23 protein-coding genes and 1 riboswitch are annotated in these 21,475 nt (G+C 39.9%); of the genes, 1 reads left to right on the top strand and 22 read right to left on the bottom strand.

What is annotated here, in order from left to right:
* Positions 1 to 137: 137 nt before the first annotated feature.
* From FZC41_RS14880 to FZC41_RS14775, 22 genes are all read right to left on the bottom strand, one after another.
* Positions 138 to 1,169 carry a protein-glutamate methylesterase/protein-glutamine glutaminase gene (locus FZC41_RS14880; protein WP_148568234.1) on the bottom strand — a complete coding sequence of 344 codons (1,032 nt, stop codon included), beginning with the start codon at positions 1,167 to 1,169 and terminating at the stop codon, positions 138 to 140.
* Between the two features lie 14 nt (positions 1,170 to 1,183).
* Positions 1,184 to 1,687, bottom strand: a complete 504-nt coding sequence (locus FZC41_RS14875; RefSeq protein ID WP_148568233.1) for a chemotaxis protein CheW — start codon at positions 1,685 to 1,687, stop codon at positions 1,184 to 1,186.
* Between the two features lie 251 nt (positions 1,688 to 1,938).
* On the bottom strand, positions 1,939 to 2,427 hold the full coding sequence (locus FZC41_RS14870) for a chemotaxis protein CheD (RefSeq protein ID WP_148568232.1): 489 nt from the start codon (positions 2,425 to 2,427) through the stop codon (positions 1,939 to 1,941).
* Positions 2,424 to 3,038, bottom strand: a complete 615-nt coding sequence (locus FZC41_RS14865; RefSeq protein WP_148568231.1) for a chemotaxis protein CheC — start codon at positions 3,036 to 3,038, stop codon at positions 2,424 to 2,426. The genes FZC41_RS14870 and FZC41_RS14865 overlap by 4 nt, the downstream gene beginning before the upstream one ends.
* Positions 3,039 to 3,077: 39 nt before the next feature.
* The gene (locus tag FZC41_RS14860; RefSeq protein ID WP_148568230.1) at positions 3,078 to 4,529 is read right to left on the bottom strand and encodes a DUF342 domain-containing protein; all 1,452 of its coding nucleotides are present in this window, start codon (positions 4,527 to 4,529) and stop codon (positions 3,078 to 3,080) included.
* Between the two features lie 61 nt (positions 4,530 to 4,590).
* Positions 4,591 to 5,292 (bottom strand): flagellar hook-basal body protein, encoded by a 702-nt coding sequence (locus tag FZC41_RS14855; RefSeq protein ID WP_148568229.1) that lies wholly within the window; start codon positions 5,290 to 5,292, stop codon positions 4,591 to 4,593.
* A 41-nt stretch (positions 5,293 to 5,333) separates the two neighbouring features.
* Positions 5,334 to 6,095 (bottom strand): flagellar hook-basal body protein, encoded by a 762-nt coding sequence (locus tag FZC41_RS14850; RefSeq protein ID WP_148568228.1) that lies wholly within the window; start codon positions 6,093 to 6,095, stop codon positions 5,334 to 5,336.
* Positions 6,096 to 6,120: 25 nt separating this feature from the next.
* Positions 6,121 to 6,876: a sigma-70 family RNA polymerase sigma factor gene (locus FZC41_RS14845; protein ID WP_148568227.1), complete on the bottom strand. Its 756-nt coding sequence runs from the start codon at positions 6,874 to 6,876 to the stop codon at positions 6,121 to 6,123.
* Between the two features lie 36 nt (positions 6,877 to 6,912).
* On the bottom strand, positions 6,913 to 8,973 hold the full coding sequence (flhA, locus tag FZC41_RS14840) for a flagellar biosynthesis protein FlhA (RefSeq protein ID WP_148568226.1): 2,061 nt from the start codon (positions 8,971 to 8,973) through the stop codon (positions 6,913 to 6,915).
* A 4-nt stretch (positions 8,974 to 8,977) separates the two neighbouring features.
* The gene (gene flhB / locus FZC41_RS14835) at positions 8,978 to 10,036 is read right to left on the bottom strand and encodes a flagellar biosynthesis protein FlhB (RefSeq protein WP_148568225.1); all 1,059 of its coding nucleotides are present in this window, start codon (positions 10,034 to 10,036) and stop codon (positions 8,978 to 8,980) included.
* Positions 10,037 to 10,060: 24 nt separating this feature from the next.
* Positions 10,061 to 10,816 (bottom strand): flagellar biosynthetic protein FliR, encoded by a 756-nt coding sequence (fliR, locus tag FZC41_RS14830; RefSeq protein WP_170254003.1) that lies wholly within the window; start codon positions 10,814 to 10,816, stop codon positions 10,061 to 10,063.
* Positions 10,817 to 10,853: 37 nt separating this feature from the next.
* A complete protein-coding gene (gene fliQ / locus FZC41_RS14825; RefSeq protein WP_148568223.1) occupies positions 10,854 to 11,120 on the bottom strand; it encodes a flagellar biosynthesis protein FliQ in 267 nt (88 codons plus the stop codon).
* A gap of 15 nt (positions 11,121 to 11,135) precedes the next feature.
* Positions 11,136 to 11,924: a flagellar type III secretion system pore protein FliP gene (gene fliP, locus FZC41_RS14820; protein WP_243136733.1), complete on the bottom strand. Its 789-nt coding sequence runs from the start codon at positions 11,922 to 11,924 to the stop codon at positions 11,136 to 11,138.
* Between the two features lies 1 nt (position 11,925).
* Positions 11,926 to 12,273 carry a FliO/MopB family protein gene (locus FZC41_RS14815; protein WP_148568222.1) on the bottom strand — a complete coding sequence of 116 codons (348 nt, stop codon included), beginning with the start codon at positions 12,271 to 12,273 and terminating at the stop codon, positions 11,926 to 11,928.
* Between the two features lie 18 nt (positions 12,274 to 12,291).
* Positions 12,292 to 12,654, bottom strand: coding sequence for a response regulator (locus tag FZC41_RS14810; protein ID WP_148568221.1), 363 nt, complete (start codon positions 12,652 to 12,654; stop codon positions 12,292 to 12,294).
* A 32-nt stretch (positions 12,655 to 12,686) separates the two neighbouring features.
* Entirely contained in the window at positions 12,687 to 13,814 is a 1,128-nt protein-coding gene (gene fliY / locus FZC41_RS14805; RefSeq protein WP_148568220.1) for a flagellar motor switch phosphatase FliY, read from the bottom strand.
* Positions 13,814 to 14,824 (bottom strand): flagellar motor switch protein FliM, encoded by a 1,011-nt coding sequence (locus FZC41_RS14800; RefSeq protein ID WP_148568219.1) that lies wholly within the window; start codon positions 14,822 to 14,824, stop codon positions 13,814 to 13,816. Before FZC41_RS14800 ends, fliY begins: the two co-directional genes overlap by 1 nt.
* A 106-nt stretch (positions 14,825 to 14,930) precedes the next feature.
* Entirely contained in the window at positions 14,931 to 15,134 is a 204-nt protein-coding gene (locus FZC41_RS14795) for a flagellar FlbD family protein (RefSeq protein ID WP_148568218.1), read from the bottom strand.
* 79 nt (positions 15,135 to 15,213) lie between these two features.
* Positions 15,214 to 16,680: a flagellar hook-basal body complex protein gene (locus tag FZC41_RS14790; protein WP_148568217.1), complete on the bottom strand. Its 1,467-nt coding sequence runs from the start codon at positions 16,678 to 16,680 to the stop codon at positions 15,214 to 15,216.
* A gap of 74 nt (positions 16,681 to 16,754) precedes the next feature.
* Positions 16,755 to 17,162, bottom strand: a complete 408-nt coding sequence (locus FZC41_RS14785; protein ID WP_148568216.1) for a TIGR02530 family flagellar biosynthesis protein — start codon at positions 17,160 to 17,162, stop codon at positions 16,755 to 16,757.
* A gap of 32 nt (positions 17,163 to 17,194) precedes the next feature.
* Positions 17,195 to 17,626 carry a flagellar hook capping FlgD N-terminal domain-containing protein gene (locus tag FZC41_RS14780; protein WP_148568215.1) on the bottom strand — a complete coding sequence of 144 codons (432 nt, stop codon included), beginning with the start codon at positions 17,624 to 17,626 and terminating at the stop codon, positions 17,195 to 17,197.
* Positions 17,627 to 17,639: 13 nt separating this feature from the next.
* Positions 17,640 to 19,226, bottom strand: a complete 1,587-nt coding sequence (locus tag FZC41_RS14775) for a flagellar hook-length control protein FliK (RefSeq protein WP_148568214.1) — start codon at positions 19,224 to 19,226, stop codon at positions 17,640 to 17,642.
* A gap of 459 nt (positions 19,227 to 19,685) precedes the next feature.
* Positions 19,686 to 19,770, bottom strand: a riboswitch (cyclic di-GMP riboswitch).
* 279 nt (positions 19,771 to 20,049) lie between these two features.
* Between FZC41_RS14775 and FZC41_RS14770 the strand changes: the two genes are divergently transcribed.
* Positions 20,050 to 21,444 (top strand): glycine--tRNA ligase, encoded by a 1,395-nt coding sequence (locus FZC41_RS14770; RefSeq protein WP_148568213.1) that lies wholly within the window; start codon positions 20,050 to 20,052, stop codon positions 21,442 to 21,444.
* Positions 21,445 to 21,475: the final 31 nt, after the last annotated feature.

Here is a 21,475-nt window from a genome sequence, read left to right as displayed (position 1 = left end):
CGATTGATAATCGCCCCTACAGGGGGTGTGATACCATTGGCGGATCGCCCGCCGGTTGTGGGGGTTTGCCGGATGCGTAGGGGCGGGTATTACCCGCCCGTCAACGTTTTTGCGGTATTTGCGTTTGTGGGATATTATTATTTTGATAATACGCGGACAATTTCGTCGGATATCTTTTCCAATGGCAATTGTTTTTCTACCCCGCCGATATTATAGGCAACCATGGGCATTCCGTAAACAATGGATGTTTTTTCATCCTGACCAATGGTATAGGCGCCCTTTTTTTTCATTTTTAACAAGCCCTCGGCGCCATCTTTCCCCATTCCGGTTAGAATGACTCCAATTGACTGTTTTCCCGCTGCTTCGGCAACTGAACTAAAAAGAACATCCACCGAAGGACAGTGACCGCTGACTTTTTCTTCCTGGGTGCATTTCACAATATAGCCGGTTCCCCTTTTTACTATACGCATCTGATAACTCCCGGGGGCAATTAAAACCCGTCCGGGTTTTAAAACATCCCCATCTTCGGCTTCTTTTACTTCCAGTTCACACGTATTATTAAGCCGATCCGCATAAAGTTTGGTGAACACCGGCGGCATATGCTGAACAATTACGATCGGCGGCATATCTCGGGGCAATCTCGATACCACCGCATAAATTGCATCGGTACCTCCGGTAGAGGCGCCAATCGCGATGATCATATTCATTGTATTGACACCACTATTGGCAATCGCCTTGATTGGGGCATAATCTTTTTTCAGATTGCCGACCTTCGCGGTGGAAGCAATTTTGATTTTGACAATGAGCTCATTAACAAAAGAATTCATCCCTCCGGTCCGGCTAAAATTAGGTTTTGTGACAAATTCTACGGCTCCGGCATCTAAAGCATCCAGGATGTTTTTGGAAACTGAGCTCACGACAATAACCGGCAACGGGTATTGAGGCATCAGTTTTTTTAGAAATTCAATGCCATTCATTTTAGGCATTTCCACATCTAAGGTGACAACATCCGGTTTTAGTTTTATGATCATGTCCCTGGCCATGTAAGGGTCGGTTGCTGTTCCAACCACTTCCACATCCGGGTCTTTTGATATTTCTCTGGATAATGTTTCTCGAAATAATAGTGAATCGTCAACGATCAACACTTTAATTTTTTGTTTAAGTCTCATCTCAGATCCTCTTTCTATTTTTCTTCAAACAGCTCTTCCACTATTTCCATTTCATCGCTTTTTAACAGTCTTTCACAGTCAAGCAGCAATTGAACTTTTCCGCCCGCCTTTCCAATCCCTTTCATAAAGCGATTTTCAAAGCCGGTCTTGTTCGATGGCGGTGGGGAAATCGCTTCGTCGTCAATATTCAGGACTTCTTCAACATTGTCGACAATTAAGCCAACGGAGACCGCATCAATATCGATGACAATGATACAGGTTCGATCATTATAATCCACTGGTTCTTTTCCAAACTGCAGGCGGACATCAATAACCGGGATGATTTTCCCTCGTAAATTGATGATCCCTTTAATATGAGGCGGCACCTCCGGCACCTTGGTGATTGATTGCATACCAATGATTTCAGTCACGTATTTAATCTCAATCCCGAATACTTCCTCCTCTAACGAAAAAGTCAAATATCTGCCATGCTGGGTATCTTCTTCCAGGTAGTCTTTTTCTAAACTATTCTCCGCCATTTTATTTCTCCTTTTAGATAGAATTTTATTTTTTCATTTCCCTGTTTTCACTTTATAAAGGTGATTAAATTAATATTCTTGTTACTTAAATCGACATTTTCAATCAACTCTTGATCTTTTCATTTAAATTATAACATGTTTTCTGATTATCTTAGCATCTATTGCTTAATAAATTTCTAATTCCGTCATCATTTTAACAAAAACCGCTGAACACAAAATGCTCACCGGTTAAAATATAGCGCGTGATTTAATTAAAATTCCTCTATTCTTCTATTGAGCGATTGTATTTTCATAATACCTGTTTCCAAATCAAAATACTGGGTTCTTCCAAAATTCAATCCGGTATCTTCAGCAAGGATCGGGATTCTTAATTGACTTAATGCTTTTTTCACACAGTCAATATTTCTTTCCCCGATTGCGCCAAGCTTGCTGCCGGGCTGAACGGCAAACATTTGGGCGCCCCCAGCAATTTTTGCGACAATGCGATTGTTTCTGACCCCGGCGTTTTTCAATTCTTGGACCAAATCAACGAGGGCCGTATCGGCAAATTTTTTGCGATTTATATCTTTGGCGGAAAAATTGGTACTGTCCGGCAGCATGATATGTGAAAGCCCGCCAATTTTTGTAACTTTGTCATATAAACAAACTCCAACACAAGACCCCAATGCATAGGTGACAATGACTTCCGGGCCTTTTGTGAATTTATAATCCGATATTCCAACAACGATTAATTGACTCATATTTCCAATCCTAGTTTTTGCATAATAATTTTTAATGTGTTGATTTCGGCAAACATAATCATATTGCTTTTTAAATCATTGGTTTCACCTTTAAAATTTTCTTCTATAAACATTAATTTATCACCAATTGCCCCAAATTCAATTATCGGGACACTCATTAATGCGCCAACCATATCAATAGCTATAAAGGGAACTGACACTTGTATGTTTAGCCCCGTTAATGCTGAAATGGCGTTAACATAAGATGAACTCAAGATATTTCCAATCTCTTTAATCCCGGATATCTTCATTTCACTGAGATCTTCACTGTCGTCTTCACCCACTAAAATATCCATGATGCTTTTGGCATCCTTTATGTTCAGCAAAAACATAATCATGCCGTTGCCATCGCCGCTGAAATTCACCAGCACCGCCACCGTCATGGTTTCCGCACCGCCTAATGCCTGAACCGCTTCATCAAACCCCGTAATTCTGACACTCGGAACATTCATATCCACTTTTTCATCTAAAATAGTTGCTAAGGCTGTAGCCGCATTCCCGGCTCCGATATTGCCAATTTCTCGTAACACGTCAATTTGCATATCGCTCAGTTCCTCATAATTATTAAACAAATCCGCACCTCTTTTCTCCTAATTATCATGCAATGAAAGCTACAGCATCCCATTGATGATTTGATCGTCACTCCAGTAAATTTTACAGTGCTCCAGATTATCCAATTCATGTTGGAATACACTCTCGCCAAAACAAATTTTCACGCCGCGGTGGAGTTTTCTTTTAACCGACACCGAACCGAAATAGTCAATGTGCCCCTGTTTTTCTTCTTTTTCTATTTCCGCCTTTATTTCATTAATATTATTTTGTAACGCATTAATCTGTTTATCAATTTCTTTTTTTATGACCGTCAACTGTTTTAGCGCATCATCGTCCTGACTGTTTTTTCTAATATCTTTTCTTTCCTGATCCAATATCAACGATTTTACTTGCGTTTTTTTCTCAAAGGTGGCTTTCATTTGAAGTTTTTTTTCTGCCATCTTCTTATTTAAATTCTCAATCACATCCGTGTTGACGGTATTTTCTCCCAGAATCCGAATAATGGTCGGCAGTTCTCTTTCATTGCCAATTTCTTTTGCGGTCAGTTCACCGATTAATTGTATTTCTCCGCCAATAATGATTTCCCGGGATCCGGCCAGTTCAATATTTCCCATACAGGTTATTTGACCGTCAATAATGAAATCGACCGTTATATCTCCCCCAACGCTGATATGAGCCTTTTCGATATAATTGCAGCGCAGATCTTTGCCGATTTTGATTTGACCTGAACGACCCCCATAAATACCTTTGGATATCAACACATTTCCCGCAACTTCTATTTTGGCTTCTTCGACCACACCTTTTACAATCAGATTTCCTCCTGATTGTACTGAAAAGCCGCTGCATACATCGCCATCAACGGTCACATCCCCTGAAAAAGAGATGTTTCCTGTTGAAAAATCGACATTTGATAAGATATGCAGCATCTCGTTAATATGAATGGTATTACCGATAAACTTTACAATTCCATCACAGGTTGCGATTAATTTAGTATCGTCTTCGCTTAACTCGGTATTTTTTCCGGTTGGAACCGCTGGACCTCTGCCATTTTTTGCCGATATAACTTCTCCATAGACGTTGATCCCGTCGGTACCTGCTTCTTCTTTTGTTATTTCACACAGTATTTGATTTTTCTCCACCATCTGAAAGTAGTTTAAATTTTTGTAGTCAATTTTCTTCTCTTGATCTTCGTTATATTCAGGATGATATTCCGAATCTTTTTTTACAAAATACTCAACACTGCCATCTTTTCCGTCAACGACTGCTTTTCCTTCAGCCACTTTTATCTTAATATTGTAAATTGGGCGATTGACTAACTGGGCTAGGGCTATTTCATTAATCCCAAATTCAATTCTATTTTGCTTTAGAAGATCAAGTAATTGTTCTTTTGAGAAAGCTGGTGATTCCTCCGCCGGTTTTGAAAATTTGATGAAAGCAGTCATTTGATCATCGCTTACGATGATTTTTATTACCCTTTCATGATCTTCTTTTAAATCCTTCTCTTCATTCATCGTCCGTCTCCACTTGACTTTATTTAAGTGTATTTCATTATAAATTGAATCTCATTCCATGTTATCTTAGTTGATTAACGACTTTTTCTATCTCATCTGTTGCTTGAAGTATTTTCGAGTTGAAAGAAAAAGATTTGGAAGCTTCAATCATTTTTGTCATTTCTCCTGCCAAATCGGTTCCGGAAGATTCTAAATAACCGGTTTTAATCGTGCTTTGGCTGTCGGCAGTCGCCTGTCCGGATACAGTTGTTGCCGTATATTGATTGCTTCCCATTAACTGCAAACCGTAAGGATTGGAAAAGCTAAAAAGTCCAATTGAATTAGCATCAAATCCATTAGTCATATTAATGGGTTTATTATCTTTCCCTAATACATAATTTCCTTCTGCATTGACAAGATATTTCTGATCACCCTCAACACTGACACTAAAGGCCCCATCTCTGGTATAGGTAACCGCATTTGTACTCTTGTTTTGAACAGCGAAAAAGCCGTTTCCATCAATCGCACAATCTAATGGCTGATCCGTTTTTTCTTGACCGCTTTCGGCGAAATCAATTCCATTTTTCTCAACTTTTGCACCATGTCCGGTGCTGATGTTCGTGCCTGACCCACCATCGATATTTTCATACAATAAGGATGAAAACGCTGTTACCTGGGGTTTGAAAGCAGTTGTGCTGATATTGGCAATATTATTGGCAATGTTATTAAGGTAATTTTGCTGGCTGATTAAACCGGAACTTGCTGTATAAAAGCCTCTGATCATATCGGTAATTTCCCTTCTTTATCTAAATGATTATTTTGTGCTTAACCAAGTTTTCCCACTTTGTTCGCAGCTATCTCCGCGATTGAATCGAATATTTTCAGCATCTGGGTACAGGAGGTAAAATGATTTTGTCTTGAGATGATCTCACTCATCTCTTTTGTCATATCAACGTTGGATTTTTCAATGGACCCCTGGACAACACTGTAGGTTCCATTTTGAGCTGCCTGAAAACCATTCTGGCTCTGAAAATAGCCTTCGCCAACCTGGTTAAGGTCTGTTCCATTGGTCACGGTGGCAATATATAATTTTCCGCTCGCTACGCCGTTTTGCGTAATGGTCCCATCCGAACCAATGGTGAAATCACTGCCCTTTAAATTGATCGGCTGTCCGGCGCTGTTTAAAACATTTCCAACCCCCGGAAGTGTCAGGTTTCCCGTCTGGTCCAGTTCAAATTGTCCGTTTCTCGTCAGCACCTGGCCATAGGTATCGTTTTGAACAACAAAAAACCCCTGGCCTTGAATGGCCGCATCGACACTTCTTCCAGTTTCTTCAAAACTGCCCTGAGTTAAATCCGTAAATTGACCAGCATCAACCGTGATGTACGTTCCTGTTCCAATGTTAGCTTTTGCAATATCGGGATCCTTGCTCATTCTTGAGACAAGATAGTCACCAAAACTCGATTGAATCGTGGATTGGCTTTTATAACCGGCGGTACTGATATTGGCCACATTATTGGACATGACATTGATGGCTTTTTGTCCTGAGAGCATACCGGCGGCAGCTGAATAAGATCCTCTATCCATTTATTTTACCTCTTTTCTCATATTATTAATAGTTTTTTAATCTATTTTTCATTTTTATCATTGCCTGGGAATGGATTTGCGATACTCGGGATTCGGTGACTCCCAGTACTTCGGCAATTTCTTTTAATTTTAAATTTTCATAATAGTACAGCGATACCACCAATCTTTCTTTTTCTTTCAATTGATCGATGGCTTCCGCCAATTTTGACTTGAGTTCATTAAATAAAATGTTTGATTCTGGTGAATCATCCGCTCTTTCTTCGGTAATCAGCGGGGAGACTTCCATCATTTTTTCATTTATCGCTTCTTCATAAGACAGGACAATTGAATTATGCCTTTGCTGGAGTATCTTTTGCAAATTTACTTCTGATATGCCCATTCTTTCTGAAATTTCTTTATCCGTCGGCTCTCGTTCAAGTTCTACATACAGCACGCCATAGGTTTCTTCTAAAACTTTTGAAAGACTGCGCTGACTTCGCGGAACCCAATCCTGCTTGCGCATAAAGTCAATAATCGCACCTCTGATTTTCAACGTCGCAAACGTTTCAAATTTATTGCCCATTTGCGGATTAAATTTTTCGACCGCATCAATCAGTGCAATCATCCCCTGATTAACCATATCATCCATCTGGCCAAAATTGTTGTAACTGCCCCTAAATCGCAAAACATTTTTTTTTACCAGACCAGTATATTGCAGGACAATCTCATTTCTGACTTCTGTACTTTTGGTTTCTTGATACAATTGCCATTGATCTATATTATTCTCTTCTGCCTGATTCATTTTGACACTCCTTAATTTCTAAAGGATTCCAGTAACTTAATTTTCCAGCTTAATCATCCCAATCACCTGAATTTGAATCGTCGTATCAATTTCGTTAAAGGAAAGCACGGTTAAATCTGCCATGAACTGTTCAATTAACCGTTTGAAATAGATCCGCACAATCGGTGATGTGAGAATAATCGCATGATCAACGATCTCCTTGAGTTTTTCAATTTGTTCTGTCACTTTTTCGACAATCGATTGGACAACCTGGGGATCGATTGCCAGGTAGGTGCCATGTTCGTTTTTCTTGGCTGAATTTAGAATAATATTTTCAATTTCCTGATCCAACGCAATGACCTTGATGCTGTTGCCGTCGGTGTATTTTCTGGTAATGGTTCGCTTTAGCCTTTGTCTCACATATTCGGTGAGCATATCGGTGTCTTTAATGGTGGTTCCATGATCACCCAGTGTTTCTAAGATACTCTCTAAATCTCTGATGGGAATGCCTTCACGGAGAAGATTAACCAATATCTTTTGAAAATCGGCAATGGAGACGATGTTTGGAATCACATCATCGACTATCGCAGGATTTGTTTTTGAAATATTTTCCAGCAAGGTGTTGATATCCTGCCGGCTTAACAGCTCATGCATATGTTGTTTAATCACTTCCGTCATGTGGGTAATAATGACTGAAAGGGCATCAATAACGGTATAGCCGAACACCTCTGCCATTTCTTTTTGATCTTCGGTAACCCATTTCCCCTTAATCCCATAAGCCGGTTCAATGGTTTCGATTCCGTCGATCGGTTCACTGTTGTTCCCCGGATCCAGGGCCAGAAAGTATCCTACCAATACTTCTCCTTTGGCAATTTCTTCCCCTTTTATCTTGATGATATATTGATTCGGGTTAATGAGACCGTTGTCTCGAAGCCTTACGGTTGGGATAACAACGCCCATATCCATGGCAAACTGTTTTCTGAAAATAACAATGCGATCGATAAAATTACCAGAGCTTTCCTCCGCTACCATTGGCAGCAGCGAATAGCCGAATTCCATTTCAATCGGTTCAACGCCGATAATATTATAGACATTATCAATATTGCGGTAGAAATCAACTTCACTGGTTTCCTGTTCTGCCAGTTGCGTCATTTGATCGACTTCTTCCACCTCTACCTTGACATTCGCTTTTCTAATCAGAGTAATACCCAATCCACCGAGGATGACTGCCAACAATAGAATTTGAAATTTCGGTGTTCCCGGTATCAATGACAGTGACGCAATGGCACATGCGGCAATAATTAAAACCTTGGGTTGAGACAATAACTGTCTTTTCAGATCCTCATTAAGGTTGCTTTCTGAAGCGGCTCTGGTAACAACCATTGCCGTCGCCACTGAAATCATCAGTGCCGGCACCTGACTTACCAGACCATCCCCAACCGTTGCGATGGAATAAACGGACAGAACTTCGGTAATCGACATGCCGCCTTGAACCATCCCAATAATGCTTCCGGCGATAAGATTAACAACGGCAATAATAATCGAAGCAACGGCATCGCCTTTAACCAATTTGGTTGCCCCATCCATTGCGCCATAGAATTCCGCTTCACCCTGGATATCTTTTCTTCGCTGTTTAGCTTCTGCATCGGTTATGGACCCGGAATTTAAATCGGCATCTATGGACATCTGCTTTCCCGGCATCGCATCTAATGTAAACCGCGCTGATACTTCAGCAATTCGCTCAGCACCTTTGGTGATAACAATAAATTGAACAATGATAATAATAATAAATACGATAAAACCAACAATTGGATTTCCGCCGAGAACAAAACTCCCGAAGGTGGCAATAACCTGACCTGCCTGTCCGCCGTTTGATAAAATAAGACGGGTGGAAGAGATGTTTAATGCCAGTCTCAGCAGGGTCGTGATCAGCAGCATCGACGGGAATATTGAAAATTCCAAAGGTCCTTTAATGTACATGGTCGTCAGCAAAATAATCAAAGATAAAGAAATATTAGTGATAAACATAAAATCAAGAAAGAATGGCGGTAATGGTATGATGATAAATGCGATTACCATTACTACAAATAGAGCTACAATATTTTCAATAATTTTCATGAGATTATTTTTCCTTCTTTTTATTGCTGTAGACCCATGCCATTAGTTCTGCTACGGCTTTATAGAGCTCTGCCGGTACATAGTCATTGATTTCTGCTATTTCATATAAGCCTCTTGCCAAAGGTCGGTTTTCTTGAATTGGAACCCTGTTTTTTTCTCCAATTTCAATAATTCGAAAGGCAATATGGTCTTTTCCTTTTGCTATAATAATAGGCGCTACATCCTTATCCATATCATATTTCAAGGCAACTGCATAATGCGTTGGGTTTCTGACAATAACATCGGCTTCGGGCACCGCTGCCATCATCCGATTCATACTCATTTCCCGCTGTTTATTTCTTCTTTGACCTTTTATACGAGGATCGCCTTCGGTCTGTTTATATTCATCTTTAATTTCCTGCTTTTCCATTTTAAGCTTTTTATTATAATCATATTTTTGATAGGCAAAATCAAGAATCGCGACAACAACAAAAATCATACAGATTGTTTTAACCATCGACATCGTTTCATTCATCAAAAATGCTGCATTTTCAGCTAATTCCGTGGTCATCATATCTGGTGCCAGCGGAATTAAACTTTTTATCGTGGTGTAAATAGCGACTAAAATCAAGGTTACTTTCATGATGGATTTAGCCAATTCAACCAGCGATCTCAATGAAAACAATCGTTTTATCCCGGTAAAAGGATTAATTTTATTAAATTTTGGTTTTAGCAGTTCCCCTGAAACCAAAAAACCCGTTTGTGCGCCAACCATAATAATCATACAAAAGCCGATAATCAACATGATGGGCAGTGCCGATATAAAAAAAGCTTTCGCCACTTCCCGAAACATTTGATTGCAGGATATAACCGTCAAGGTCTCGGTATCAGCGATCTTATCCATCTGGGCGAAAAAAAAATTTTTAACTTGCAAATAAATAAAAGGCACCAATTGACTGGTTAGGAAAAATCCCACAAACAGGATGACAACCGAGACGACATCCTTGCTTTGAAAGGCGTTTCCTTTCTTGCGCTCATCTTTTACCTTTTTCGGGGTTGCTTTTTCAGTTTTTTCTCCAGCCATTTTTTTCTCCGATAATTCGTTCGATTACATGAAAAACGAAAGCATTTGCGTGATTTTTTCCATCATAATCATGTTTATTTTAGTCATAAAGCCTGCCAGAGTCGGTATAATTGTGAGAATTACGATCAATCCAATGATTATTTTAAGTTGCAGGTTAATAACAAACACACTGATGTTCGGTACCAGTCGCATCATCACTCCCACGGCAAATTCGGCGATAAGCTCGGTTACGATGATCGGTATGGCAACCTGTAAAGCATATAAAAAAATATAACTGATGAGTTCTACAAAAAAAATTCCAACACGCTGGTCGATATATCCAAAACCCACGGGAATTACCTGATAGGACTTGATAACAACATTTATCAGCGCCAGGTGACAGTTAGAAACAAAAAAAAGCAAAACATACATTGCCCCGAACATATTTCCTGTTGCTGTAATATTGGCCTTTGAAGCGGGGTCATACATGGATGCCATGCTCAACCCGATTTGCATATCGATCAATTCTCCGCTGATTTGGAAAATGGAGAGAAATGATTGCATGATCAAGCCGATAACAAAGCCGATAACGAAGCCTTGAAGCATTGCCCCTACAAACTCGATAATTGTATAGTCGATGACTTGAGTACTTCCAATACTATAAACCGAGAACATGGCGATAACCAAAGATAAACCTATTTTTAGTGTAGTTGGAACACTGCTTCTGCCAAAAATCGGATTAAAAAAGATTACTCCAGCGGCCCTGCAACTGGCTAACAGAAATATCAAATACTGATTCATATCAAACGTCACTAGCATCACCCATTTTTATTGTCTTTTAAATCTGTGTGGCAATTAATTCAAATATTCGCATCGTAAAATCCATCATTTGCTGAAGCATCCATCCGCCACACAAAACAAGTGCTATTGCCACAATAGCTAATTTAGGAACAAAGGTCATGGTTTGTTCGTTGATGGAGGTTGCTGCCTGAAAGATTGCGATAATAAGCCCCACTGCCATTGTCAGTAAAAGAATCGGGGCGGCTACTTTTAATCCGGTAATAACGGCATCTCTAAAAACCTCAATTAAAGCTGATGTATCCAATCTGATTCTCCTTTCTTAGTGATATGTCATAATCAACGTTTTAACGATCAGACCCCAGCCATCCACCACCACAAATAACATCAGTTTAAAGGGTAATGAAATCATAACCGGTGGAAGCATAATCATCCCCATGGACATCAGAACGCTGGCGACGATCATGTCGATGAGTAAGAATGGGATGTAAATTAAAAAGCCAATAATGAAGGCTCTTTTAAGCTCACTGATTACAAAAGATGGAACAACAATGGTCAAGGGCAAATTCTGGGCGGTTAGGTTTTCCACCTCTGTTTGACCTGCCTGAACCGATAGATTTTTAAACAAATCAACAGAATCTGTTGTCGTCTGTTTTAACATCCATTCTTTTATCGGGGATGAAGCCAGATCAATAAACTGCGTCGTATTGATGGTTCCAGCATTATAGGGCTGCAGTGCCACCTCATTAATTTTCATCATTACCGGAGACATTACAAAGAAAGTAATGGCCAACGCCAAACCAACCAGAACCTGATTCGGCGGCGTTTGCTGCAAACCTAAGGCATTTCTTAGAAACGAAAGGACAATGACAATTCGTCCAAAACAGGTCATCATGAGTAAAAGCGTTGGAATAATGGCGATCAGCGTCATTAATACAATAATTTTTACCGTATCCGAGCTTTCTCCAGCTAAAAGACTTTCAATCGAAAAATCTGCACAATACACTTTTGTCATGGTAAGAAAAAACAAAAAGGTGATGACCGGCATTATGACTAGGGCTTTTTTGATAAGCGCTTTTCCTTTGTAAATTGTTTTTTTTCTTATATTCATGCTATTTTTCCTTTTGAGAAAATGTTTTAAACATGCTCAAAAAGCTTTCTTTTGATATTTCTTGTTTTTGTGGGACGACAATCGGTTCTTCAAGCTGTGTCAAAATCTGAACGTTTTGTTCACTGACGCCAACCATATACTGAATTCCCTGAACTTCAATAATTACAATCGATCCCGTTTTACCAACGATCAGTCTGTCAACCACTTTTATATGCTTTGCACCGGTCAGAGATCCATGTGTTTTAGCAAACCGGGTGGCATACCACCGGCTGCCGTAATAGGTTAAAACAATCACGCCGATAGTTCCTAAAAGTGCCAAAACTACAGAAAAGATATCGCTGCTGCTCAACTTTGGACCTTCTTTCTTTTATTTCCCAAGCGCACTGTTAACTGTTTGAATTAATCGATCTGCTTTAAATGGCTTGACAATAAAGTCCAATGCTCCGCTTTTAATGGCTTCAACCACCATTCCTTCTTGTCCCATAGCTGAACACATAATAATTTTTGCTTGTGGTTCCAAAGCTTTTATGGCCTGAAGGGCCTGGATGCCATCCATTACCGGCATGGTGATATCAAGCAGCACCAAGTCCGGATGATTCTCTTTGTACTCGGCAAGGGCCACTTCCCCGTTTTCAGCTTCAATAAAATTCGAGTAGCCTCCTTTTTTAAGGCTATCTTTGATCATCATACGCATAAACGCGGCATCATCGACTATTAATATTTTGTCCATTTTTTTCTCCTTTTATCCATTTCATATCCTGGTTATTTTTTTTGATTCATTTCTTCTTTTACCTTTATTATTTCAGTGATTTTCACACTGTAATTATCGTCTACAACAACAACGTCTCCTTTGGCAATCAACCGACCGTTAGCGATCACATCAACCTGATCCCCCGCCTGTCGATCCAATTCGATAATATTTCCCAGAGTTAGATCGGCGATATCTTTTATTTTCTTTCTTGTTTTTCCCAATTCAACAGTGATTTGAATCGGTACCGACATCAGCAAATCTAAATTGTTGCCGGTAATCGTCTCTCCCTTTTGTTCTTCTCCAAGGGGTTTATATTCATAGGCCGTAACCTGAACCGGTTGTTGCTGACTAACATAGGAATTCACCTCGGCCTGTTCATTCTTGACAACCCGGGTTGACGGCGGTGCCTGTTGCCGCGGCGGTGATGGCGCTTCGTACTGGACCTCCGGCCTTACCGGTTCCGGTTGAACTGGGCTTGGCTGTGGCGGTACTTCTTCCGGTACTACCGGCACTTCTTCTTCATCATCGATCCCAGAAGCCCCCATCGACATTTCCACAATTTCTCGCGCCAGAGCGGGTTCCATCGCACTGATAAACTCGCTTTCAACCAGTCCATCAATACTCAAATGGAAATTTATACTGACGAGGTTTTCACCTTTTAATGAAAAGAGTTCTTTGATGCTCTTATTATTGGTGGTATCTAAAAGAACCGGTGGTGAAATATTAACAACTCTTCCTAAAAATGAAGCAAGGGCACCAGCAGCTGCACCCATCATTTGGTTCATGATTTCCCCGATGGCACTTTTACTGATTTCGTCAAATTCAATGTCGTCGCTGCTCTCCATATCAAATAACTGCGAAAGGATTTTTTTCATGTCTGCTTCTTTTAACAGCAGCACGTTAGCGCCTTCAATTCCTTCAACGTAATTGATTAATACGCCAATCACCGGTTCTAATTGCGTAAATTCAAACTCATCAACGCCGATTGTCTCAATTTTTGGGGTTGTAATATTTACTTTTGTATTCAGAATGGTGGACATGGCCGTAGCCGCTGTTCCCATACTGATATTCATCACCTCTCCTATGACATCAATTTCCATGCTTGTCAACTTTTCCGTATTCGTTTCTGTTTCCGTCATCAGATTGGTTCACTTCCTCTCTCAGTCAGCTCTTCTTTTATTGCAATAGCTTTTTTGTTCTTATATTCGCCCATTTCACCTTTAAACCAGACTTCATCATTAACCACGACATCGACCAGAGCGTTTAGCGGTTTATTAAGCTTGATAATATCCCCAACTTCCAATTCAAAGATATCCTGAGATAATACCTCAGTTTCTCCTAAAACCCCTTTAATTTCCAAATCTGTTTGTCTGATTTCATTGATAATATTTAATCTTCTCTGCTCTTCGGCCAGATGGTCGCCTCTTTTGATATTCTTTTTTGTTTGCGATACCTTCTTTTTAAACAGCATGTCTAATGTTGTTGCCGGAATACAAATATTTATTTTTCCCTGAGTTTCATTTACTTTTATACTCATTACAATAATCACGACATTTTCATCGGCACTGATTCCCTGTAAGATTCTCGAATTTGTTTCGATTTTCATTAAACGGGGCGATATTTCCAAATAATCAAACCAGACATTTTTCATCAGGTTGATCATTCCCTTCACTAAATACTCCAGGACACCTATTTCAATCTCGGTATATTCTCGGTCTTCTCTTAGAGGTTTCCCCGGTCCCCCCAGTAATCTGTCAAAACAGCAGAAGCCAATTTCTTTTGATATATCCATAATAACCAAATCTTCTTCATCATCGCTGTCTTTAATATCAAAATCAATCAATCCCATCAGGACCGAGTCGGGAAGAGCATTGTTAAATTCATAGAATTGCTGTTCTTCAACTTCGATGATCTCCACCAGGCTGTAGGTTTGCAGAATTCCGGTAATATGTGAAGACACCAGCCTTGCATAATTTTCATAAATACTAAACAGATGCTTAAGCTGCTCTCTAGTAAATAGCTTGGGTCTTCTAAAGTCATAATCTTTAACCTTTTTTTCAGGTATCACCTGCGTATCCGCTTCATCTTTTCCACTGATTAAACTGCTTAAAAGGCTATCAATTTGACTTTGTGAAAGAATTTCTGCCATAATTGTTTCTCCTAATATTGTCTTCTAATTCCAAACCATGATTTATGAGTCTTATTTAAGTATCATTGCGCTTTCCATGGTCTCAATTCTTTCTCTCAAATCTTTTTTAGTTATATCGATTATAAAGGCCTCTTTTGAATGAAATAATTTTTGAAATAACCTGGGCCGCGCTGTCTGATACGACATAATTTTTTCCATTAACCAGTTTTATGGTTGTATCCGGTTTTTCTTCAATCGTTTCGATTAAATCACAATTGAGAAAAAATTTTTCACCATTGCGTTGTTTATTTAGCTTAGTTAATTCTATCATACTTCCACCTTAATTGTAGTATAAAACAAATTCTACCCGAAGAAGAAAACTCCTTCGGGCGGAATCTCGTTTCTAATTTTTATCGTTTAAGATTGATTAGCTCTTCTAGAATGGTATCCGATACGGTTATGACACGTGAACACGCCTGAAAACCACGTTGAGCAATAATCATTTCGGTAAACTCTTTTGACAAATCGACGTTTGAACTTTCCAACTCAGAGGAGATAATCTTTCCAGTCTCGTTTGTCCCTGCTATTGATGCCACTGCGTTTCCAGAGTTTTCTGATTGTATGGAGTAGCCATTGCCATCCTGACTTAATCCATCGGTATTTGCAAATTTTGCAATCGCAATATAGCCTAAGCTTTTCGGAACACTACTTCCAGCTTCAATGGTACCGATTTTTGAAGTTGACAACCCGGCGTTATAAGCCGTTAGAAGACCTGCTGAATCAACAGTTAACGTTATTGCATCAGTACCGGTCCCAATAGTAAGCTTTGAACTGGTGTCTGTGGTCGCACTATCCCAGGCAACATCAAATGTTTTAGTCTCTCCGCCTTGGTTAGTAACGGTCGCACGAATGACTGTAGTATCGGTTGCTACCGATCCAAGTGTATAATCATCTGCAGCTGTTGGAAAATTAGTTGCAGCATTTGCAATCGTCACATCAGCTGTTCCATCGTTGTTCGTATCAAAGGTTAATGTCGTTCCCGTTAATTTTCCAGTTACACTAAAGGCAGTACCGGCAGTATTTGAACCTTTTAAAGTATAAACACCGTTTGTACTCGTTAGTGCTAAATCCCCAGCACCAATATCTGCTGCAATATTGACATCAACATTCTCACTTCCGGGAGTAGAATCCGATTTAGTGAAAACAGTTTTTCCAATTGCTACTTTAACATCTCCAGTGTAATTGGATGTTGCTGGCACATCGACACTGGTAAGCCAACCAAAACCGCTGGCTTTTGTAAACTCCGGAGCGCCTGCCTGTGTCCCGGTGATTTCTCCGGATTTACCAATCGCGACGCCCGTGCATTTTTCAAGTATCGCCGGATCAACATTTATAGTCTTTAAATCACTCACCGGCAGTGTTCCGTCTGCATTTAATATCGGATTTCCGGAAGCATCCGTGGGAATACCCAAAATCTTGCCTCCGTTGGCATCCGTTAGATTACCTGCCGCATCAAACTTCAGATTACCCACTCGCGTATATTTTGTCGTTCCACCAGCACCTTGTACCGCCAGATAACCCTCACCATTGATATAAACATCCAGAGACCTTCCAGTGTCCGCTCCTGAAGCGATGGAATTGTTCACATCAATGCTACCAACCTTTGAACCATACCCCAGCTGACTGGCATTGGTACCGCCTGATGTGGAACTGGCAGCATTTGCATTGGATAAATTCTGGTACAGCACATCGCTGAAGACAACGCGGCTTGATTTGAAGCCGTAGGTATTTACATTTGCAATATTATTACCGATTACATTTAATTTAGTTTGGTGGGCTTGCAACCCTGAGACCCCCGAATATAAAGATCTTATCATTTTGATTCCTTTCTCTGTACCGCTTTAAGCTTATCTGTCATTCAAAGCTTTTTAGTTTCCTCGTAGAGGGCCAACTATATAAATACGGCACCGTCAATATCATTGACTAATTTATTTTTCATTTCATTTTTATCCATTACCGTTATGACGTGTTTATCTGCTGCATTAACGATAAATGCTGAATCACCCATCATAATCAACGCGTTGTCAATCCCTTTTTTCTGGGCTTGATCACAGGCACTGCCTAGTTTTTCCAAATCACTGTCAGAAACTTCAATATTTCTTTGCTCTTTTCTGATATTGGCATGCTTTGAAAATGTGACGGTACTGTTAATCTGCTGCTCCAGCAACTGTTGAAAACTATCATCCGTTTTTCCTGTGCCATTGGTTGTTTTTTTTTGCTCTGTTCCCGTTATTCTTTCCGTTTGCCGAATAATCGCATCATTCAAGCGGTAGTAATTTCCGTTTATACTATCAGCCATTTCATCACCTCAGTTCTCAAAAGGCTTTTATTCTATTTTGTTGCTGGTGTTGTTGCTGGTGTTGTTGCTGCTGCTTGGGCTACTTCTACAATACTGGTTGCTGGATAGGTAACACCGCCAACAACAATTTGAGCATCTCCACTTTGCAGATTTACACCCTGAACTGTACCGGTAATATAATTTGTTGTCCCATTTTCAGTAGTTTTAAGACACACTTCTTTTCCGATTAAACCGACACTGTAGGATGTGGTTGATTGCTTACTTAGATCGGATAATGCCTGAACCATTGAATACTGAGCCATCTGACTCGAAAATTGCGAAGTGTCAGCGGCATTGTTCATGTCCTGATTTTTAAGTTGTGCCACCATTAACTGTAAAAAGTCATTCATCGATAAAGTACTGTTCTTTGATGTACTTGTTGTTGAAGCGGTGCTTGCAGAAGCACTTACTGCATCAATTGCCATTTGTTTTTCCTCCTTATATCAAATAATTAATTCTATTGCTGCCATAGTTTTGAAACTGTTGATTAATACTAACAACGGTATCTTCTTCACTTTCCGGTTGAAGATTTTTTAAGCTGCTGCTGTTGTTTCTGATCAAGCTTTCTTTAAGCTGGGCCTGATTTTGTTCCTGCGAAAGATTTGTTCCCATATTCATCAGGGATGCGGAATTCTGACTGCTGCTTTGAGCCGTCTGATTAACAACATGAACGGTATCAACTTGAACATTCTGAAGCGCTAAGCTTCTTACTAATTGATTAACTTCTTTTCCCAATAATTTTTGTGTTTCGGTACTCGCCGCCATGATATTAATGACGAGTTTACCCTGATCATACTTCATTTGAACATCAATATCTCCTAAATTTTTCGGCGATAATGTCATTGTGAAGGTGACTGGTTTGTTTACCTCATAATTTTGCAGAACTTTTTGTTCAATCTGCTGGGACACTTCCACATGTGCGCTGGGCTGAACCTGGGGTTCCTTGCTTACGGTTATACCCCCTAAAGTGCCAACCTGAACATTATTTTCTGAACTATTCACATCTTTCTCATCTTTTGCAACATTCTGTTGCGCAGCCAATTCTTTTTGCGTACCCAACCCAGACTCTGGGGTTGCCTTTTCCTGTAATCCTGGAGATTCTTTGGCATTATCTGAGCTATTTGAGGTTGTTGTCTCTACACTTGCTGTCGGAATTTTCTGCTCCTGTCCATTAAGACCAACTTGCTGCCCGCTCTGGGTTTGCGCTGTTAAACCAACTTCTTGCCCGCTCTGGGTTTTGGCCGTTAAACCAGCTTGTTGCACGCCTTGGGTTTGCGCTGTTAAACCAGCTTGTTGCACGCCTTGGGTTTGTGCTGTTAACCCAGCTTGTTGCACACCCTGAGTTGCCACTGTTGAACCCGCCGGTTGCACGCTTTGTGCATTCTCGGCTGTACCCGCTGTTAAAATTCCCTGATTCTGTCCCGCAGCTTCTTTTAAACTGACAAGCGGTGTACCATTACCTTGCAACCCTTGCGCTTCCAAGCTCTGAATGCTGGCCGGTCCTAAAACATTACCCAATTGACTGGTTGCCGTTGATGTTGCGCTCTGGTTCAAGCTTTCTACCTGGCCGGTGTTGTTCGCCGTTCCGATTTGTATCCCGGTATTTTCTGTATCAACATTGATTTTTGCTGTCGCAAGGCCGTTTTGAAAACTTTGAACCAAATTGAGCAAGTCATTTCCAATAACCGATTCATCGCTGGTTGCCTGTTTTTTATCGTCTGCTGGATTTTCAGCAACCGGTGCATTTTTAACATCATTTTCTGTCCCTGACAAAGCTGCTTTAGTTGAAGGATCGGCATTTTCTGTTGGTTCTGATTCTTTAAGCGACTCTTTCTTTTGTGAACTTCGATCTTTAATTGTTGATTGCGTTATATTACTCCTTGACTGGTTCAGCTGATCCTTAAAAGAAGTGCTCTTCTCGTATGATCCTTTTTGTTCGCATTTTCTGTTACTCACACTTGTTGCCACACTGTGTAATCCATAAGTTGTTGAACCACTATTCGTTGACTGAAACTCTAAATTCATTACTTTCCTCCTTTCCTAAAGTATTTTGCGGTTTTTTGTTGATATTCAGCAAAAAACCGGAGCAATTTTTTGATTGCCCCAATATATAACAGTCGGTTTGACTGGTATAATCAGTATTGAATTTTGGTATATTTCGGTATAGCTTGATGTATTTCGATATAAGTAATTGCAGGTTTTTATTACTGTCATAATATAAACACATAAAAATATTCATGTATTTATATTATATATTATTCCCTTGATATATTGCAACTCATTTAATCTGTTGCAACTCATTTAAACATAATTAAACATGTTTTTATTATCTCCCCAAAAGCACCCATTCTTTTCTTTCCGCAATCAGTTTACTTTTGCCATAGACTAATATTTTTAAGCTATTTTCACTTGCTATTCTACGCTTAATTTCTTAAACAAAAAAACAACGATTAACTCGTTGCATTAGTGATCTGGCACACTTTTTCAGGCAACTGGCTGTCATATAAAAAATTATTTAGACCCTATAGTTTTGCGTCCTTATTTTTCAATAAGTATGCTAATATTATGTTGTTTTAATACTACTTGATAAGTCCCTTTCTGTCAATATAAAAAAGGCTTTTACGGAACTTATTAAAGAAATAACCGGTGTTTACAAGTACAGAACTATATCGACAAATAGATATTATTAAAGTCACTTGCTTTTCAACTTGCGCTTGACATAATCCTTCGTTTTTGATACTCTTCAAGTTAGTTTATAAGTGAATGCAAACTACTGGGAAATACGCTTTGCGAGTTTCTTGTAGTTTTTTTTAAATTAGCTTGAAGTGCTAAAAATTTAGGAGGAAAAATGTCAGAATTTACTATGGCTGAAATTGTCAGTCTCGCAAAAATGAGGGGAATTGTTTTCCCGGGTTCGGAAATATACGATGGCCTTGCAAACAGTTGGGATTACGGCCCTTTAGGCGTTGAAATGAAAAATAATGTAAAAAAAGCATGGTGGAAAAAGTTTGTTCAGGAATCGCCTTATAATGTCGGTTTGGATGCTGCTATTCTGATGAATCCCAAAACTTGGGTCGCTTCCGGACATGTTGGCGGTTTTAATGATCCCCTCGTGGATTGTAAAGCCTGCAAATCACGTTTCCGTGCTGATAAGCTTATTGCTGACTACTTCTTTGAAAAAGGTGAGGATGTCATTGTTGATGCCTGGTCCAATGAAAAAATGATGTCTTTTATCCGGGAAAACAAGATCGTCTGTCCCGAGTGTGGGAAACTGGATTATACGGATATCCGTCAATTCAATCTCATGTTTAAAACCTTTCAAGGGGTCAATGAAGATACCGCCAGCGAAATATTTTTAAGACCGGAAACAGCCCAAGGTATTTTTGTCAACTTCAAAAATGTTCAAAGAACCGCCCGTAAAAAGATACCTTTTGGTATCGCCCAGGTCGGCAAGTCTTTTAGGAATGAAATTACTCCGGGGAATTTCATCTTTAGAACCCGTGAGTTTGAGCAAATGGAACTCGAGTTTTTCTGTGAACCCGGCACCGATATGGAATGGTTTAATTTCTGGAAAGAATTCTGTAAAAAATGGTTGTTTGACTTAGGCATGAAAGATAACAATATCCGCTTTAGAGATCATGAAAAAGAAGAACTGTCGCACTACAGCAATGCCACAACCGATGTTGAATTTAGATTTCCATTTGGCTGGGGCGAGCTTTGGGGAATCGCTGATCGTACTGACTTTGACCTTACTCAGCATCAGACCCACTCGGGCAAAGATATGCGCTATACAAACCCGGTTACCAATGAAAAATACATTCCGTATTGCATTGAGCCCTCCCTGGGTGCCGATCGTGTTTTCCTGGCTTTTTTATGCAATGCCATGGAAAAAGAAGAAATTACCAATGGCGACAAAACCGAAGAGCGAAATGTTATGCGCATTCATCCCTTCCTTTCCGCCTACAAAGCTGCGGTACTGCCGCTTTCTAAAAAATTAAGTGAAAAAGCTACGGAAATCTTTGAAATACTTTCCAAACATTTCATGATTGAATATGATGAAGCCGGCAGCATCGGAAAACGCTACCGCCGACAGGATGAGATTGGAACGCCATTCTGCGTCACTGTCGATTTTGACACCCTGGATGACCAATGCGTAACTTTAAGAGACCGCGATACCATGAATCAGGTTCGTGTTCCCATTGATGAAGTTGTTCATTACATTGCCACACGCATCGATTTCTAAACAAAAAAAAGGTTCCGATTGGAACCTTTTT

Origin of the sequence: Acetobacterium paludosum, assembly GCF_008086595.1 — a bacterium.
GTDB classification, from domain to species: domain Bacteria; phylum Bacillota; class Clostridia; order Eubacteriales; family Eubacteriaceae; genus Acetobacterium; species Acetobacterium paludosum.
This window is presented reverse-complemented; position numbering and strand designations above follow the sequence as displayed.

Bases quoted from the DNA above. Each gene is read 5' to 3' on its own strand.
- FZC41_RS14880 (WP_148568234.1), bottom strand. From the start codon at position 1,169: ATGAGACTTAAACAAAAAATTAAAGTGTTGATCGTTGACGATTCACTA.
- FZC41_RS14875 (WP_148568233.1), bottom strand. From the start codon at position 1,687: ATGGCGGAGAATAGTTTAGAAAAAGACTACCTGGAAGAAGATACCCAG.
- FZC41_RS14870 (WP_148568232.1), bottom strand. From the start codon at position 2,427: ATGAGTCAATTAATCGTTGTTGGAATATCGGATTATAAATTCACAAAA.
- FZC41_RS14860 (WP_148568230.1), bottom strand. From the start codon at position 4,529: ATGAATGAAGAGAAGGATTTAAAAGAAGATCATGAAAGGGTAATAAAA.
- FZC41_RS14855 (WP_148568229.1), bottom strand. From the start codon at position 5,292: ATGATCAGAGGCTTTTATACAGCAAGTTCCGGTTTAATCAGCCAGCAA.
- FZC41_RS14850 (WP_148568228.1), bottom strand. From the start codon at position 6,095: ATGGATAGAGGATCTTATTCAGCTGCCGCCGGTATGCTCTCAGGACAA.
- FZC41_RS14845 (WP_148568227.1), bottom strand. From the start codon at position 6,876: ATGAATCAGGCAGAAGAGAATAATATAGATCAATGGCAATTGTATCAA.
- flhA (WP_148568226.1), bottom strand. From the start codon at position 8,973: ATGAAAATTATTGAAAATATTGTAGCTCTATTTGTAGTAATGGTAATC.
- flhB (WP_148568225.1), bottom strand. From the start codon at position 10,036: ATGGCTGGAGAAAAAACTGAAAAAGCAACCCCGAAAAAGGTAAAAGAT.
- fliR (WP_170254003.1), bottom strand. From the start codon at position 10,816: ATGAATCAGTATTTGATATTTCTGTTAGCCAGTTGCAGGGCCGCTGGA.
- fliP (WP_243136733.1), bottom strand. From the start codon at position 11,924: ATGAATATAAGAAAAAAAACAATTTACAAAGGAAAAGCGCTTATCAAA.
- FZC41_RS14810 (WP_148568221.1), bottom strand. From the start codon at position 12,654: ATGGACAAAATATTAATAGTCGATGATGCCGCGTTTATGCGTATGATG.
- fliY (WP_148568220.1), bottom strand. From the start codon at position 13,814: ATGACGGAAACAGAAACGAATACGGAAAAGTTGACAAGCATGGAAATT.
- FZC41_RS14800 (WP_148568219.1), bottom strand. From the start codon at position 14,824: ATGGCAGAAATTCTTTCACAAAGTCAAATTGATAGCCTTTTAAGCAGT.
- FZC41_RS14795 (WP_148568218.1), bottom strand. From the start codon at position 15,134: ATGATAGAATTAACTAAGCTAAATAAACAACGCAATGGTGAAAAATTT.
- FZC41_RS14790 (WP_148568217.1), bottom strand. From the start codon at position 16,680: ATGATAAGATCTTTATATTCGGGGGTCTCAGGGTTGCAAGCCCACCAA.
- FZC41_RS14785 (WP_148568216.1), bottom strand. From the start codon at position 17,162: ATGGCTGATAGTATAAACGGAAATTACTACCGCTTGAATGATGCGATT.
- FZC41_RS14780 (WP_148568215.1), bottom strand. From the start codon at position 17,626: ATGGCAATTGATGCAGTAAGTGCTTCTGCAAGCACCGCTTCAACAACA.
- FZC41_RS14775 (WP_148568214.1), bottom strand. From the start codon at position 19,226: ATGAATTTAGAGTTTCAGTCAACGAATAGTGGTTCAACAACTTATGGA.
- FZC41_RS14770 (WP_148568213.1), top strand. From the start codon at position 20,050: ATGTCAGAATTTACTATGGCTGAAATTGTCAGTCTCGCAAAAATGAGG.